This is a genomic window from Actinomycetes bacterium, from assembly GCA_022396035.1.
Classification (GTDB): Bacteria; Actinomycetota; Humimicrobiia; order Humimicrobiales; family Humimicrobiaceae; genus Halolacustris.
The window spans coordinates 1-14,716 of sequence record JAIOXO010000006.1 but is presented as its reverse complement, the minus strand read 5'-3'; the positions used below and the strand labels follow the sequence as shown (position 1 = coordinate 14,716).

Here is a 14,716-nt window from a genome sequence, read left to right as displayed (position 1 = left end):
ATAGGTCAAATATTATTACCATATTCTATAAGTAATCATAGCCTTCCAATCTATAAAACCCCCCAACTGCCATTCATTTGTCCCCGGAACAAAAATAAGATAATATTTAAAAAAATAAACCAAAGGAATATATAAAATGTCAAACATCCTAATAGTCATACTGGTATCGGTAACCATAGCCCTGTTTCTGGCTATCCTTATAATACTGGTAAGTATAGTCCTCCCCAAGGAAAAGGGGAAATCCCCAAAGATTGAAAGGCTGCTGCAGATAATGCCCAAAAGAGATTGTGGCGCCTGCGGCTATGCTGGCTGTGAAGAATATGCAAAAACTGTAGCCCAGGATCCTTCGGTAGCCCAGAAAGACAAGTGTCCCTTCATTCTGAAGGATGAACAAAAACTGGAAGAACTGGAAGAAATACTTGGAGTAAAAATCAGCAAGGATAAAAAGAAATAAATAGATCAATATGCACCTTGGTCTGGATTTCCAAGTCTCCAACCATTATAATCCAGGATAAAATAAACTGCAGCCAAGGTAATAGTAATGAAAAATAAAAAGACATATAAGGTAACTGCAAAACAGGAAAACTCAAAAATGTGCTTCGTTTGCGGGCTGACCAATAACCTGGGGCTGAAAGCATCCTTTTATGAAACAGACAAGCAGGAACTTATAGCTGTCTTTACACCAGGCCAGGCTCATCAGGGCTACCCCGGCCGCCTGCATGGAGGCATAGCAGCCGCCATCCTGGATGAGGCTATTGGACGCAATATAAATATGAACAGGGACGACCAGCTCTGGGGAGTAACAGTAGATTTTAATATCCGGTTCAAAAAACCCATACCCCTGGATAAACCACTAAAGACAGTTACCAGGCTCACCAAAGAAAACCGCCGATTCTTTGAAGGTAGTGGAGAAATAGTGCTTGATGATGGAACTATTGCTGCCACTGCCCGGGGCAAATACTATAAGATGCCCATAAAAGATATAGCTTCAGATTTTACTATGGATTCCGATGACTGGAAAGTGGTTAAAACCGGGCAGGATCCAGCCAGGATAGATGTCCCCTAACATATCTGTGTTAAATGCTTTACATAATTATAGTAAGTGAATAAAGTTGCTATTTAATTTAATGCAAAATTTTGGGATAATTATAAAAATTATGAAAAGCTGTTAATGTCAAAGTAGGTATTAGCAATCGCCAAAATTATATTATGCAAAGAATTTAATACAGACCTGGAGCACTTTTTAGCCAAAGCTAAATTTTTATAATCAGGTAAACCCTGTTATGTCTATCATAAAAAAGTAGGAAAGAGAAATAAAAAATAATGTTATGAATATTTTGTCTATTAACTCTTACTATCAGACTATGATATCTTGTTTGGTAGTAGTTGCTGCAGTTATCCTTGGCAGCCTGAACCCGGTTAGAAAAGCATAGACTGCAAGTAGTGATTAAAGACTGAATTTTGGATATCATAATTTCTGGACACTTTGTTTGCAAGCTTTTGGCCATTAAATTAAATATAGATAAGGGATGATTAAAATGAAAACATCTGTCAGTTTTTTCACTTTCGACCAGGACGTTGATTATAGGGAAGCAATGGAGGAATCCAAAAAAGCAGGTTATGATGGTGTGGAATTCGTGGTTACCGAAAAAGACGGCAATATAAATATGAAGACCACTGATAAAGAGGTAGAAGAGTTAAAAAAATATGCTACCGACCTTGGCCTTGAAGTCAGCTCGGTAGGGGCATGGAATCTATGGGAATATAATCTGGTTTCAGATGATTCATCTATTGCCAGCCATGCCAGGGATATAATTAAAAAGCAGATAGATGTGGCGCAGATTTGCGGTGCAGACACCATACTGGTTGTTCCCGGATACGTGGGTACGCCCTTTGCACCGGGTATTGTCCGGTATGATACCGCCTATGAAAGAGCACGGGAAGCATTAAGTGAACTGGCACCATATGCGGAAGCTGCTGAAGTGGCTATAGGCGCTGAGAATGTATGGAATAAATTTTTACTTTCGCCAATTGAATTCAAACGGTTTTTAGATGAAATAAATTCTCCATACGTTGGTGCCTACTTTGACATAGGAAACATAATATATATCGGATATCCCGACCAGTGGATCCGCATCCTGGGTAAAAAACATATAAAGAAGCTGCACTTTTGTGACTGCAGATATGATCAGTGCGGACTGGGTATGTTTGTGGACCTCTTAGAGGGTGACGTGGACTTCAAGGCAGTAATGAGTGCTGTACATGATATTGGTTATGACGATTGGGCGGTAGTGGAATTTTTACCAAATTACAAGACCTTCCCCTATCAGTCCATAATCAATGCAAAATTATCTCTGAACACTATCCTTGGCATTAAATAGCCTAAAATATCCACTGTATATTAATAAAGGCATGCTTGCATCCGGGGCGCAGGTTTATGGATGTTACTGGTTTATGCTTTAGAAGGTTTCTGGCAGATACCCCTATTTTATGCCGGTTATAACAGCTTTTTTAAAGATATTGGCACCGTTTTTGCAGGTGCCAATATTGATTTTAGGTGCCATATGTTATTTAATGTATACAAATAATACAAACAAAGTAACGGTTAGATGAAAAAATTTTTTGTCATCCTATTGGTTGGAACCCTAGTCTGGGCTGTGCCCTTTGCTACTTCTCTGCTGGCGGAACCCTTAAAAGAAACCGGACCCTTTAAAGAGTTAAAATTTTTAGCCCTGATCATTGCTGCAGTATTTTTCCTGGTTATCTACTTCAGAAGACAGTTTAAAGGCTTTGCCGGTGAAGGATTTTTGGTAGGAATAATGTGGCTGGGCATATGCCTGGTCCTGGATTGGCTGCTTGCCTACGGACAGGGAAATTTCGGGCAATATTTTTTAAACCAGGGTTTCCTGTACCTATCCATCCCTATAATATCTTCCGGATTTGACCTTATCGTTAAAAGAAAATTATGGTAGAATAATAGGATTTGTGCATAATCTGCAGATAATTTTAATCTGCTGCGCTATGTGATTTAATAATGCTAAAATAGGGTTTAGTTTTAAAAAATAAGGAGGTTTTATTATGGCTAAATTAAATACAACCTATATGGGTTTGGAACTAGACAACCCTATAATAGTCGGCGCTAATAACCTGATGAAAAAAATGGACAATATTAAGAAAATGGAAGAGGCTGGAGCAGGAGCTATTGTCTACCGGTCCCTTTTTGAAGAACAGGTACAGCTTGAAGAGCTTCAGTTAACCGATGAAGCCCAGGAATATGATGAGAGACATGCAGAAATGATAGATGTATTCCCGGATATACACCATGCCGGGCCCAAAGCCCATCTGTACCAGCTGGAAAAAATAAGGAAAGCCATTTCCATTCCCCTTATAGCCAGCCTTAACTGCATAAATAAGGAAGTATGGGTTGAATATGCTAAAAAGATAGAAGACATCGGTGTAGACGGGCTGGAAATAAACCTGTATTCCCTGCCTTATGATATTAATATAGAAGGAGGGTCAATTAAGAAAGAACACTTTGATATTGTAAAACAGGTAAAACAGGCAGTTTCTATTCCGGTAAGCGCAAAGCTGAGTTTCTTTTATACCAATCCCCTGAATGTCATAAAGACTATGGACCAATCAGGCTTAGCCGGTTTTGTCCTGTTTAACCGTTTATTTCAGCCGGATATCGACATATCCAGCCAGAAGCATACCCGGCCTTTCAACCTGAGCAGCACTGGAGATTACAAACTGCCTTTAAGGTTTACCGGTCTTTTGTATAATAATATAAATGCAGATATATGTGCCAGTACCGGTATATTTACCGGAGAGGACGTGGCCAAGATGATACTGGCCGGAGCAAAGGCAATACAGTGTGTCAGCACCCTGTACAAAAATAAAATCAGCAATATCGGACAGATGAAAAGGCAGCTGAGTGACTGGATGGATAACAAAAATTACGGGACATTAGAAGATTTTAGAGGTAAACTGTCAAAGGATAAGGTTGCTGATCCTTTCGTCTACCAGAGGGCGCAGTATGTAGACATACTGATGAATAAGGAACCTATAATTAAAAACTATACAAGATAATATCTATTTAAAGGAGTAGAAGTACTATGAAAAAAATGAAAACCATGGATGGAAACACCGCAGCGGCACATGTGGCCTATGCCTTTACTGATGTAGCTGCGATATACCCTATTACTCCATCCTCACCAATGGCAGAATATATCGATGAATGGTCTGCCTATGGACAGAAAAATATTTTTGGGCAGCAGGTAAGCGTGGTAGAGCTCCAATCCGAAGGAGGGGCATCAGGCGCTGTTCACGGCTCCCTGCAGGGAGGTGCACTTACCTCTACTTTTACCGCTTCCCAGGGATTGCTGCTGATGGTACCCAATATGTATAAAATATCAGGAGAGCTGCTTCCTGGAGTTTTCCATGTAAGCGCCAGGGCGGTAGCCACCCATGCTTTATCCATATTTGGCGACCATTCTGACGTTATGGCTACCAGGCAAACCGGTTTTGCCCTGCTGGCTTCGGGAGGAGTACAGGAAGTAATGGACCTGGGAGCTGTAGCCCATCTGGCTGCTATTAAGTCCAGAATTCCTTTCCTGCATTTCTTCGATGGTTTCAGGACTTCACATGAAATACAAAAAATAGAAACCTGGGATTACGAAGATCTCAAAAAAATGGTAGATATGGAATCAGTAAAAGAATTCAGGGACAGGGCCCTAAACCCCATGCATCCGGTTACCAGAGGAACAGCCCAGAACCCTGATATCTTTTTCCAGGCCAGGGAATCAGCCAATAGCTTCTATGAAAAAGTACCCGATATTGCTGCAGACTATATGGCCAAAATAAGTAAAATAACGGGGAGAGAATACAAACCTTTCAATTATTTTGGAGCCAAGGATGCCAAATACATTATTATAGCTATGGGTTCAGTTACCGAGACCATTGTAGAGACTGTAGACTACCTTAACCGTAATGGTGAAAAGGTGGGAGTTATAAAGGTACACCTGTACCGTCCCTTCTCCTTAAAACATTTTATGGACGTTCTGCCTGAGTCAGTAGAAAAGATTGCTACCCTGGACAGGACCAAGGAGCCGGGCTCGCTGGGAGAACCCCTTTATGAAGACGTTAAAACCTTATTCTACAATATGGATAAAAGGCCGGTAATAGTAGGCGGAAGATATGGACTGGGGTCTAAAGACACCACTCCTTCCCAGATAAAAGCAGTATTTGAAAACCTTAAAAAAGATGATCCTAAAGACAGCTTTACTGTAGGTATAAACGATGATCTGACCCATACTTCCCTGCCGATAGGAGACAATATAGTTACCGAACCTGAAGGTACTATAATGTGCAAGTTCTGGGGACTGGGTTCTGACGGTACAGTAGGAGCCAACAAGAATGCCATTAAAATAATTGGAGATAATACCGATATGTATGCACAGGGCTATTTCCAGTATGACTCCAAGAAATCAGGAGGCCTTACCATTTCTCACTTACGGTTTGGCCACCATCCTATAAAATCAACCTATCTTATTGAAAATGCTGATTATATAGCCTGCCACAATCAGGCTTATGTAGACCAGTATGATCTGCTTAAGGGATTAAAAGACGGCGGTAAATTCGTGCTTAACTGCCAGTGGGATAAGCAGGAACTGGAAGAAAAATTACCGGCAGATATGAAGAGATACCTGGCTGAACACGATATCGATTTCTATACCATTAATGCTACTGATATTGCCAGGGATATCGGCCTGGGCAACAGGATCAACATGGTAATGCAGGCAGCTTTCTTTAAGATTGCCAAGGTAATTGAACTTGATAAGGCAGTCCAAATGTTAAAGGATGCCATTGAAAAAACCTACGGTCGAAAAGGAAAGAATATAGTAGAAATGAACTACAAGGCAGTTGACCAGGGAATAGAGAAACTGCAAAAAATAGATATACCTGATTCCTGGAAACAGGCTAAACAAACCAGGAAAGAAGCAGATATCGATGTACCGCAGTTTATAAAAGAGATACTTATTCCTATGAACCGTCAGGAAGGCGACGACATACCGGTTAGCAAATTTGAAGGACGGGAAGACGGAACGTTCCCTCCAGGCACATCAGCTTATGAAAAGAGAGGTATAGCAGTAGAAGTACCTCACTGGATTAAGGAAAACTGTATACAGTGCAACCAGTGTGCTTATGTATGTCCCCACGCAGTTATAAGGCCGTTCCTGCTTACTGAAAAAGAAGCAGAAAAAGCTCCTGACGGCTTTGAAATGCTGGACGGAAAAGGCAAAGACATAAAAGAGTATAAGTTCAAGATACAGATAAGCCCTCTGGATTGTACCGGCTGTGGAAACTGTGTAGAGGTTTGCCCGGCAAAAGAAAAAGCGCTGGAACTGGAACCACTGGAAACCCAGCTTTCGGAGGTAGAAAACTGGGAGTATGCACGAAGCTTATCTCCCAAGGAAGAAATAGATGCCAGCAAACTAAAAGGATGCCAGTTCAGGCAGCCTCTGTTTGAGTTTTCCGGTTCCTGCGCAGGCTGTGGTGAAACATCCTACGCAAGGCTTATAACCCAGCTGTTCGGAGACAGGATGATGATTGCCAATGCTACCGGATGCTCCTCAATATGGGGCGGTTCCGCACCTTCTACACCTTATACCGTAAATCATCTGGGAAGAGGACCGGCATGGGCCAACTCCCTGTTTGAAGACAATGCTGAATACGGATACGGTATGGCTCTGGGTAACAAACAGGTAAGAGCCAAGATTATGGATCTGGCAACTGAAATGGTTAAGCTTAAAATAAACTCCGGTCTAAAAGATGTGCTCAGCCAGTGGATAGAGAACTCAGAAGATGGGGATAAAACCAAAGAAATCTATCCGGAAATGGTGGAGCTGCTTTCCAAGAAACAATCAGATGATAAGGCTGAAGATATCAGGAAACAGTTGCTGGAACTAAAAGATTACTTCATCAGGAAATCGGTATGGATATTCGGTGGTGACGGCTGGGCTTATGATATAGGTTACGGCGGCCTGGATCATGTGCTCGCATCCGGTGAAGACGTAAACGTATTTGTTTACGATACCGAAGTTTACTCCAATACCGGAGGCCAGTCCTCCAAGGCTACCCCGTTAGGCGCGGTAGCCAAATTTGCCGCTTCCGGAAAAAAGGTTAAGAAAAAGGACCTGGGACTTATGGCCACCACTTATGGTTATGTATATGTAGCCCAGATAGCTATGGGCGCCAATAAAAACCAGACCCTGAAAGCCATACGTGAAGCGGAAGCTTATAAGGGACCCTCTATTATAATTGCTTATTCTCCCTGCATTAACCACGGTATAAAAGCTGGAATGTCTCATACCCAGGGCAGGGAAAAGGAAGCAGTAGATTCAGGCTATTGGCACCTTTACAGGTATAATCCCCTGTTGAAAGAAGAGGGCAAGAACCCGTTCATGCTGGACTCCAAAGAGCCTTCTGAATCATTCAAGGATTTCCTTATGGGAGAAGTAAGGTATGCATCGCTTACCAAGACCTTCCCCGAGATAGCAGATGAGCTGTTCGAGAAAGCAGAAAAAGATGCTGAAGAAAAGTATGAACAATACAAGAAAATGGCGGAAGCTGAATAGTTCAGAAGATAATATAAAAAAGTGCAGGAGAAATCCTGCACTTTTTTTATGCCCTTATTTATCCTGTCTGCAGTCCAGGTCAGCTACATAGGGCTTTATATCTATAACCGGCGTCCCGTCCAGCATGTCTACATCCCTTACATAGATTCTACTGCCCTCAACTTTCTCCAGCCTTACCACCGACATTCCCAGGTGGTTGGGCCGGTGCGGCGATCTGGTGGCAAATACTCCCTTTCCCGACTTCAGTACTTTAGTCCCAAATAAGTTCTGAAAAGTAATAAAACCCCACCATATAAGAGAATGAAAACTTAGAGGCCAATGTAGTGCCTTATCCACAATATATGATTGACATAGATGTATTTCCGTGATATTATCTTTTTATGTTTGTAAGAGTAAAATCATCACCAAATAGTGCCGGAAGATCAGTTCAGATAGTCCAATCCATAAGAAAGGCAGACAGGGTCTCCCAGAAGATAGTGCGTCATGTGGGAATGGCATATGATGATGACGAGCTTTCTAAATTAAAGCTACTTGCCGAGTCAATAAAGCTAAAGCTGGAGGCAGGGGGACAGGAATTTCTATTTAAACCAGAGGAGATAGTAAAACTGGGAAATTCCGGTAAAAAGTACGCAAACCGAGACTATATTGTAAATGTTAAGAACCTAAAAGAAGAGCAGAGGCTTACTTGCGGTATTCATGAAGTCTATGGAAAGTTATTTGATGATCTTGGATATGGTAAAGTGATAAAAAGATCCTCAAGAAACAAGGCTACAGTTAATATATTTAAAAATATAGTCCTTGCAAGAGTTGCAAACCCGGTATCCAAGATGGCAACAGTAGATATGCTGGAAGAAGACTTCGGGGTAACACTTGATCTGGACAGGGTATATAGGATGATGGACTCACTGGATGGGCCCGCAATAGAAAAGCTTAAAAATATATCATACCAAAATACAGCCAATCTACTGGGCACTAAAATTGATGTAATATTCTATGATGCAACCACCATATACTTTGAATCATTTGAAGAAGACACTTTAAAGAAAAATGGCTTTTCAAAGGATCACAAGCATAATCAACCCCAGGTGCTACTTGCCCTTATGGTAACATCTGACGGGCTTCCTGTAGATTATGAAGTATTTAAAGGTGATACCTACGAAGGCCATACGCTAATCCCTTCACTTAACAAAATAAGGTATAAATACGACATAGATAAAATCGTATTTGTGGCAGACTCTGCCATGCTGTCAAAAGACAATATCTGTAAGCTTGAAAGCCTTGAGGGCCAAAATATATCCTACATAGTGGGCGCAAGGCTAAAGAATATGTCCTCTAGCTTAAAAGAGGCGATACTTGATAGCAAAAACTACCAGAGAATAAAAAAAGAATATTATGTAGCAGAAATTAAGGACGGCAATAGGAGGATAGTTGTTAGCTATAGCGGTAAAAGAGCCAGAAAAGATGCACGTGATAGAAAGAGGGCTATAGCTAAGCTAACAGCAAAGCTTGACAGATCTGCCAGCGCCAAGAGCCATCTTTCAAACCATGGATACAGGAAATACATAAAAGTGGAAGGGCCTTCAAAGGTTACCCTGGATAAAGATAAGATTGCCGATGATTCAAAATGGGACGGACTGCATGGAGTGGTTACAAATTCATACCTGGACCCGGTCAATACTCTTAAAAGATACAATGAGCTATGGAATGTGGAAGCTGCATTTCGGGTTACAAAGCATGATCTTAAGGTAAGGCCCGTATATCACTGGAAGCCAAGAAGGGTAGCCGCCCACATAGCGATATGCTTTGCAGCCTATTCACTTGTAAAAAACCTTGAATACAGGGTAGCCTTGCAGTACAAAAAGCTAAGTATTGAAAAGATAAGACAACTGCTTATGAAGGTTCAGACCTCCATTTTATTTGATAAGGAAAAAAGGATACGCTACGGACTACCTTCCAGGATGAAAAGAGACGCCAGAAAGATATATAATATCCTTGATATTAAGAGAGCTATTACACCTTATATTATAGAAAAATGTAAGTTGTAGTGCCTTTTAATTTTTAAAAACCCAGTGTTTATGCTGGTTTTAGCGTTTTAAGTGCGGAAGTCGGGAGGTGGTTGGGCCGGTGCGGCGATCTGGTGGCAAATACTCCCTTTCTGTGATTCTGGCCCGGTGGCCGGGCAGTAAGCCGGTAATCTTTGTTCTGGTTAAAGTAGAAAAGAATAATTATATATTTGCGTTCTGCAAGGCCTTTTAACCCTTCTAAATATTTGGGGTATATATCTATAATTCCTTTTGCCCCATTGGAACAGACAGCCTGCCTGGGCGCCTTTTCCCTATCCTTATAGGGGGTGTGCATTATACCTATAGGCCTTATTGTATATTCTTCCATATGCTTGTAACTTGGATTTCCGGTACCTTTATTTTTACCTTATTTTACATAATTAAAAGAATTTACGATACTTCCAAAAAGTTGGCACGCCATACATAATAACCTTCCAGGCTGAAAGTAAACAGCATACAGGTCCGGCCGGCTCCCTTGAATAAATCAAACACCATGCCATATTTTATATTTTTATTTGGAATGCTTTAATAAAAATTATATTTATCACAATTTATTTAAGCTTCAAGGAAATTATATGGTTCTTAAATATGGTCATTCCGGCTTGATGATGCCTTCATGCAGCCGCAGAATCCGGTCGCTGACTTTTCTGGCTACCCCCAGGTCATGAGTTATAAACAGCATTCCCAGCCCTCTCTGTTCCTGGATCTGGTTTAGAAGTTTAAGTATTTTTGCCTGTATGCTGGCATCCAGGGAAGATGTTGGTTCATCCGCTATAATCAGCTTTGGTGATAAAATTAAGGCTCTGGCAATGGCTATCCTCTGGAGTTCCCCACCGCTTAAATGGTGAGGGTAGGATAAGAGAAATTCCTGGCTATGGGGCAGCTGTACCTCTTCCAGTACCTGCTTTACCCTGTCTGTCCTCTGATGTCTGTTGCCCCACTTCCTTATCACCAGGGGTTCCATCACTGCATCTATTACATTCAAGCGGTGAGAAACTGCAGACCGGATATCCTGGAAAATCATCTGTACCAGGCCGTAGAAGGCAGAATCCCATTTCTCAACTCTCATGTCCTCTAAATATATATTTCCACCGTCAGCGGCAACCAGACCCATGATAATCTTCGCCAATGTGGTTTTACCGCAACCACTCCTGCCCAGAAGGGTTACTGTTTCCCCCTCATATATGTTAAGACCTACAGATTGTAATACAGCATGCTGTCCATAACTTTTACTAATTTTTTCAGCTTTAAGCAGGGCTATTATCCCTCCCCGGTGGCAGGCAACACTTTTTGAACCCTGATTTTTAAGTTCAGGTTTTTTTATTCTGCAGATGTCTATAGACTGGGTACACCTGGGCCAGAAAGGACAGCCCTGCTTTACAAACTCTGCCTGCCCCCTTATTCCCTGCAGATCTTTGGTTCGGCCGGTTGAAGGATAAGACCTTATAAGGCCGCGGGTATAAGGATGGCGGGGATTGGAAAAGATCAGACCAGTAGATCCGTATTCAACTATACTGCCCCCATACAATACCAATGTCTTACAGGATAGCTTCTCTGCAGTATCCAGATCGTGGGTTACCAATATCACTACTCTGGACCTGCTCAGGCTCTTTATGGTAGCTATAAGTTCCTGCTTGGATTCCTGGTCCAGGGCAGAAGTGGGCTCATCCAGAATAACCACCCCGGGATCAGGCAAATAGGCCATAGCCACCAATACCCTCTGTTTTTCACCCATGCTCAACTGATGGGGGTAGTCATGCGCCCTGTCCAGGGGGAAATTAACCCTATCCAACATCTGCTCTATATTTTCACTACTGCCATCAGCCACCTCACTTAACTGCTGGTATATAGTCATGGTAGGATTAAGTATATTATCTACATTTTGAAACACCATGGAAATCTGTTTCCATCTTATCGGCTTCCAGCCTTTTGCATCCAGCTGACAGAGGTTGAGGCCGTCAAAAATTATCTCTCCTTCGGTCCAGGCATCGGAAGCGCTGTTTTTAAGCAAGCCCATAATACTCATAGCCAGGGTGGTCTTACCGGTTCCAGACTCTCCAACCACAGCAATTATTTCATCCTTTCCGGCCTCAAAGTTTATGCCCTTGAGGATCTTTTTTTGCCCATAGGAGGCGTACAGGTCTTTTAATTTAAGCATCCCTTAACCTCGGATCTATTACCTTTTCCATTAAATTGCCCAGGAAAGTAAAGGACAGCAGTATCAAAGCCAGCATTATACCAGGAGGCAGAAGCCACCACAACCATACCGGCAGATAGTAAAAACGGAAGGCATTATGCATTATGGTGCCCAGGCTAACCGTAGCCAGGCTGGAGATTCCTATAAACGCCATGCCGGCCTCCAAGAAAACAGCTGAGCGGGCATTGTGCAAAAAAGAAACCACAATAATATTGCCAATATCGGGAAAGATATGCCTGGCAAGGATATATCCCTTGCCCGCCCCGAAGGTCCTGGCACAACTTATATGGGTCTTCTGTTTTATAGCCAGGGTCTGCCCCCTTATAATCCTGGCTCCCCCCTGCCAGTGAAACAGGGATATTATTATAATCAAGCTGGCCAGACCAGGCCTTATAAATGCAGATACAAGTATAATTATAATTATAGAAGGAAGCACCAGCAGAGCATCAATCACCCTCATGGTAACCATGTCCGGCCACCCCCCTATAAACCCGGCAAGCATCCCTACAACAACACTGATTAAAGTTGCCAGTATCCCTACACTTACTGAAATGAACATGGAAGTTCTCAACCCGTAAAGCAGCCTGGAAAATATATCCTGGCCCAGATCATTGGTTCCCATCCAGTGACCCGGCCCGGGACTGGCAAATATGTGATTGCTGAAATCATGGGGGTCCATAGCCAGCCAGGGAGAAAAAATTCCAAACAAAAACAGCAGCGCCACCACTGCCAGGCCTGCCTGGGCCCTTCTATCCTTCCTCAGGTTTTGTTTAATGCTAATATGCATATTCTATCCTGGGGTCCAGTTTTACATACATAAGGTCTGCCAAAAAATTTATCAGCAGCACCAGTACCGTAACCTGCAGCAGGCTCCCCTGAAGCATGGGATAATCCCGGTTAAGTATAGAATTATAGATAAGGGTACCCATCCCCGGATAGGAAAACACTATCTCTACAAACAAGGCTCCGGTAACCAGCCTGCTACCCAGGTTTATGCCTGCCTGGGTAGCAACAGGTATAAGGGAATTCTTTCCTGCGTGGACATATCTTATCCTCCTGGCGCTAAGCCCCTTGGCCCTGGCCAGCAGTATATAGGGCTCGCTTAAATTGGATACCATGGAATTCCGGGTAAGCAGGTATACCGAGGGCAAAAACACCACTACCAGGCTGACAAGAGGCAGCAGCAGATGTTTAGCAAAGTCAATGGAAAATCCCAGTCCGGTAAGTCCGCCGTAAGCAGTACTGGCCCCCTGCACCGGGAGCAGCCCCAGGATGGAACCCAGAAGTATTAAAAAAAGAGCCCCTACAAAAAAACTGGGGAAGCTGGATGAAAACATAATAGTCCCCAGCAGGATTCTATCCAGGATTTTCCCCCTTCTCCATCCAGATTCAATCCCTGCGGTAACCCCCAGAAAATTGGAAATAATCATAGCCAGGCCCATAAGCACCAGACTATAGGGTAGATAAGATAAAAGCACCGACCCCACCTCTGCCTTATGATAATAGGAATAACCCAGCTGTCCTTTGAACAGAGAACCCAGGTAGTCAAAATACTGAACTATGGCCGGCCGGTCAAGGCCGTAGGTATGGTTGATATACTCTACTGCTTCAGGGGGCAGCTTTACCAGAACCTCCTGGCCATAAATGGCACTTACCGGATCCCCGGGAAGCAGTCTGGGAGCTATAAAATTGATAGAGATTATTACCAGAAACGCGATTATATAACTGGTCCAACGCTTTTTCATATCACTAATCTATAAATGCTATTTTATTTAAAGGCAGGGGTATGCCTAACGCAATTCCTCCCGGGGTAAAAAATATATCAGCTTTCTGGTTATGTGCCCAGTACCACTGTGCATAATAAAGGGTTATTGAGGGCAGATGCTGTGAATATAGGTCCTGAATCTGATAAACCATCTGTCTTCTTTTCCGGATATCCATCTCTTGAACCTGAGCTTCCAGTAAATTTACCAGATGTTCATCTTTAAAATATCTTACGCTGTTAAAATCCTGCCCTGTTATCACCCGGTTTAAGGCTTCCGGGTCACCGCCCAGACCTCCATGGCCGCTTATGGCCAGGTCAAAATCCCAATTTTCAATTTTGCTGTCCAGGGTTTTGCCTTCATAGCTTACCAGATCTATTTTTATGCCTGCCTCTTCCAGATTGCTCTTAATTATCTGGGCATCCCTTTCAAAATCCCCCTGGCTTACTGCCAGCTCCAGCTTTAATATCCTGCCTCCGGAATAATAATAGCCGTCCTGCTTCAGCTGATAGCCATGTTCTTCCAAAATTTTCTTTGCTTTATCCCTATCAAATCTGTACTGAAAAACTTCCGGATTATACCACGAACTGTTTGCCGGAGGCATAAGTCCGGCACTTCCCTTTACTGCAAAGCCTCTCTGTGATATCTCTACTATCTGCTCCAGGTTAACAGCATAAGCCAGGGCCTGCCTGACCGGTTCCCGGGCCAGCAATTCATTATTTTCATGGTTTATTAAAAGTTTTGCTGCCCATACCGGAGGCTCCTGTTCTAAAATAAAGCCTTTCTGCTGGGTATCGTCAGCTATATCCGCAGGTATTGCCGCCGCATCTATATTATTGCTTTGCAGCATGGAAGCACTAGTTTCAGGAACCACTTTTACAAAAGCAATACTGTCAATATTTACCTTGCCTCCGTAATAATCCTGGTTGGCCTCAAATAAATACGAACCTTCACTGGGGCTGTAATCAGCCAGAGTAAAAGGCCCGGTTCCGGTAAGCGCATCCTCTGTGGAATAATTAAAAGGATCCTCAATATCTTTCCAGATATGTTCAGGCA

General features: G+C 42.7%; 13 protein-coding genes. 7 read left to right on the top strand and 6 right to left on the bottom strand.

What is annotated here, in order from left to right:
* Positions 1–136 precede the first annotated feature (136 nt).
* The 6 genes from K9H14_03240 to nifJ all read left to right on the top strand — a co-directional run bounded on the left by K9H14_03240 (position 137) and on the right by nifJ (position 7,637).
* Complete coding sequence (locus K9H14_03240) at positions 137–454, top strand: hypothetical protein (GenBank protein ID MCG9479206.1); 318 nt, start codon at positions 137–139, stop codon at positions 452–454.
* Between the two features lie 87 nt (positions 455–541).
* A complete protein-coding gene (locus tag K9H14_03235) occupies positions 542–1,066 on the top strand; it encodes a PaaI family thioesterase (protein MCG9479205.1) in 525 nt (174 codons plus the stop codon).
* A 472-nt stretch (positions 1,067–1,538) separates the two neighbouring features.
* A complete protein-coding gene (locus tag K9H14_03230) occupies positions 1,539–2,381 on the top strand; it encodes a sugar phosphate isomerase/epimerase (protein MCG9479204.1) in 843 nt (280 codons plus the stop codon).
* A gap of 228 nt (positions 2,382–2,609) precedes the next feature.
* Positions 2,610–2,972: a hypothetical protein gene (locus tag K9H14_03225; GenBank protein MCG9479203.1), complete on the top strand. Its 363-nt coding sequence runs from the start codon at positions 2,610–2,612 to the stop codon at positions 2,970–2,972.
* Between the two features lie 106 nt (positions 2,973–3,078).
* Entirely contained in the window at positions 3,079–4,089 is a 1,011-nt protein-coding gene (locus K9H14_03220) for a dihydroorotate dehydrogenase-like protein (protein ID MCG9479202.1), read from the top strand.
* A gap of 26 nt (positions 4,090–4,115) precedes the next feature.
* Positions 4,116–7,637: a pyruvate:ferredoxin (flavodoxin) oxidoreductase gene (gene nifJ / locus K9H14_03215; protein ID MCG9479201.1), complete on the top strand. Its 3,522-nt coding sequence runs from the start codon at positions 4,116–4,118 to the stop codon at positions 7,635–7,637.
* Between the two features lie 54 nt (positions 7,638–7,691).
* On the opposite strand, the gene K9H14_03210 is transcribed toward nifJ, so the two are convergent.
* Positions 7,692–8,006 (bottom strand): SAM-dependent methyltransferase, encoded by a 315-nt coding sequence (locus tag K9H14_03210; protein ID MCG9479200.1) that lies wholly within the window; start codon positions 8,004–8,006, stop codon positions 7,692–7,694.
* 11 nt (positions 8,007–8,017) lie between these two features.
* Here K9H14_03210 and K9H14_03205 point away from each other — a divergent pair, with 11 nt between their 5' ends.
* A complete protein-coding gene (locus K9H14_03205) occupies positions 8,018–9,682 on the top strand; it encodes an IS1634 family transposase (GenBank protein ID MCG9479199.1) in 1,665 nt (554 codons plus the stop codon).
* A 28-nt stretch (positions 9,683–9,710) separates the two neighbouring features.
* On the opposite strand, the gene tsaA is transcribed toward K9H14_03205, so the two are convergent.
* The 5 genes from tsaA to K9H14_03180 all read right to left on the bottom strand — a co-directional run.
* Positions 9,711–10,028: a tRNA (N6-threonylcarbamoyladenosine(37)-N6)-methyltransferase TrmO gene (gene tsaA / locus K9H14_03200; GenBank protein ID MCG9479198.1), complete on the bottom strand. Its 318-nt coding sequence runs from the start codon at positions 10,026–10,028 to the stop codon at positions 9,711–9,713.
* Positions 10,029–10,292: 264 nt separating this feature from the next.
* Positions 10,293–11,858, bottom strand: a complete 1,566-nt coding sequence (locus tag K9H14_03195; GenBank protein MCG9479197.1) for an ABC transporter ATP-binding protein — start codon at positions 11,856–11,858, stop codon at positions 10,293–10,295.
* The gene (locus tag K9H14_03190) at positions 11,851–12,684 is read right to left on the bottom strand and encodes an ABC transporter permease (protein MCG9479196.1); all 834 of its coding nucleotides are present in this window, start codon (positions 12,682–12,684) and stop codon (positions 11,851–11,853) included. The genes K9H14_03195 and K9H14_03190 overlap by 8 nt, the downstream gene beginning before the upstream one ends.
* The gene (locus K9H14_03185; GenBank protein ID MCG9479195.1) at positions 12,674–13,642 is read right to left on the bottom strand and encodes an ABC transporter permease; all 969 of its coding nucleotides are present in this window, start codon (positions 13,640–13,642) and stop codon (positions 12,674–12,676) included. Before K9H14_03185 ends, K9H14_03190 begins: the two co-directional genes overlap by 11 nt.
* Positions 13,643–13,646: 4 nt before the next feature.
* On the bottom strand, positions 13,647–14,716 hold a 1,070-nt coding region (locus K9H14_03180; GenBank protein MCG9479194.1), incomplete at its 5' end, for an ABC transporter substrate-binding protein.

Bases quoted from the DNA above. Each gene is read 5' to 3' on its own strand.
- K9H14_03240 (MCG9479206.1), top strand. From the start codon at position 137: ATGTCAAACATCCTAATAGTCATACTGGTATCGGTAACCATAGCCCTG.
- K9H14_03235 (MCG9479205.1), top strand. From the start codon at position 542: ATGAAAAATAAAAAGACATATAAGGTAACTGCAAAACAGGAAAACTCA.
- K9H14_03230 (MCG9479204.1), top strand. From the start codon at position 1,539: ATGAAAACATCTGTCAGTTTTTTCACTTTCGACCAGGACGTTGATTAT.
- K9H14_03225 (MCG9479203.1), top strand. From the start codon at position 2,610: ATGAAAAAATTTTTTGTCATCCTATTGGTTGGAACCCTAGTCTGGGCT.
- K9H14_03220 (MCG9479202.1), top strand. From the start codon at position 3,079: ATGGCTAAATTAAATACAACCTATATGGGTTTGGAACTAGACAACCCT.
- nifJ (MCG9479201.1), top strand. From the start codon at position 4,116: ATGAAAAAAATGAAAACCATGGATGGAAACACCGCAGCGGCACATGTG.
- K9H14_03205 (MCG9479199.1), top strand. From the start codon at position 8,018: ATGTTTGTAAGAGTAAAATCATCACCAAATAGTGCCGGAAGATCAGTT.
- tsaA (MCG9479198.1), bottom strand. From the start codon at position 10,028: ATGGAAGAATATACAATAAGGCCTATAGGTATAATGCACACCCCCTAT.
- K9H14_03195 (MCG9479197.1), bottom strand. From the start codon at position 11,858: ATGCTTAAATTAAAAGACCTGTACGCCTCCTATGGGCAAAAAAAGATC.
- K9H14_03190 (MCG9479196.1), bottom strand. From the start codon at position 12,684: ATGCATATTAGCATTAAACAAAACCTGAGGAAGGATAGAAGGGCCCAG.
- K9H14_03185 (MCG9479195.1), bottom strand. From the start codon at position 13,642: ATGAAAAAGCGTTGGACCAGTTATATAATCGCGTTTCTGGTAATAATC.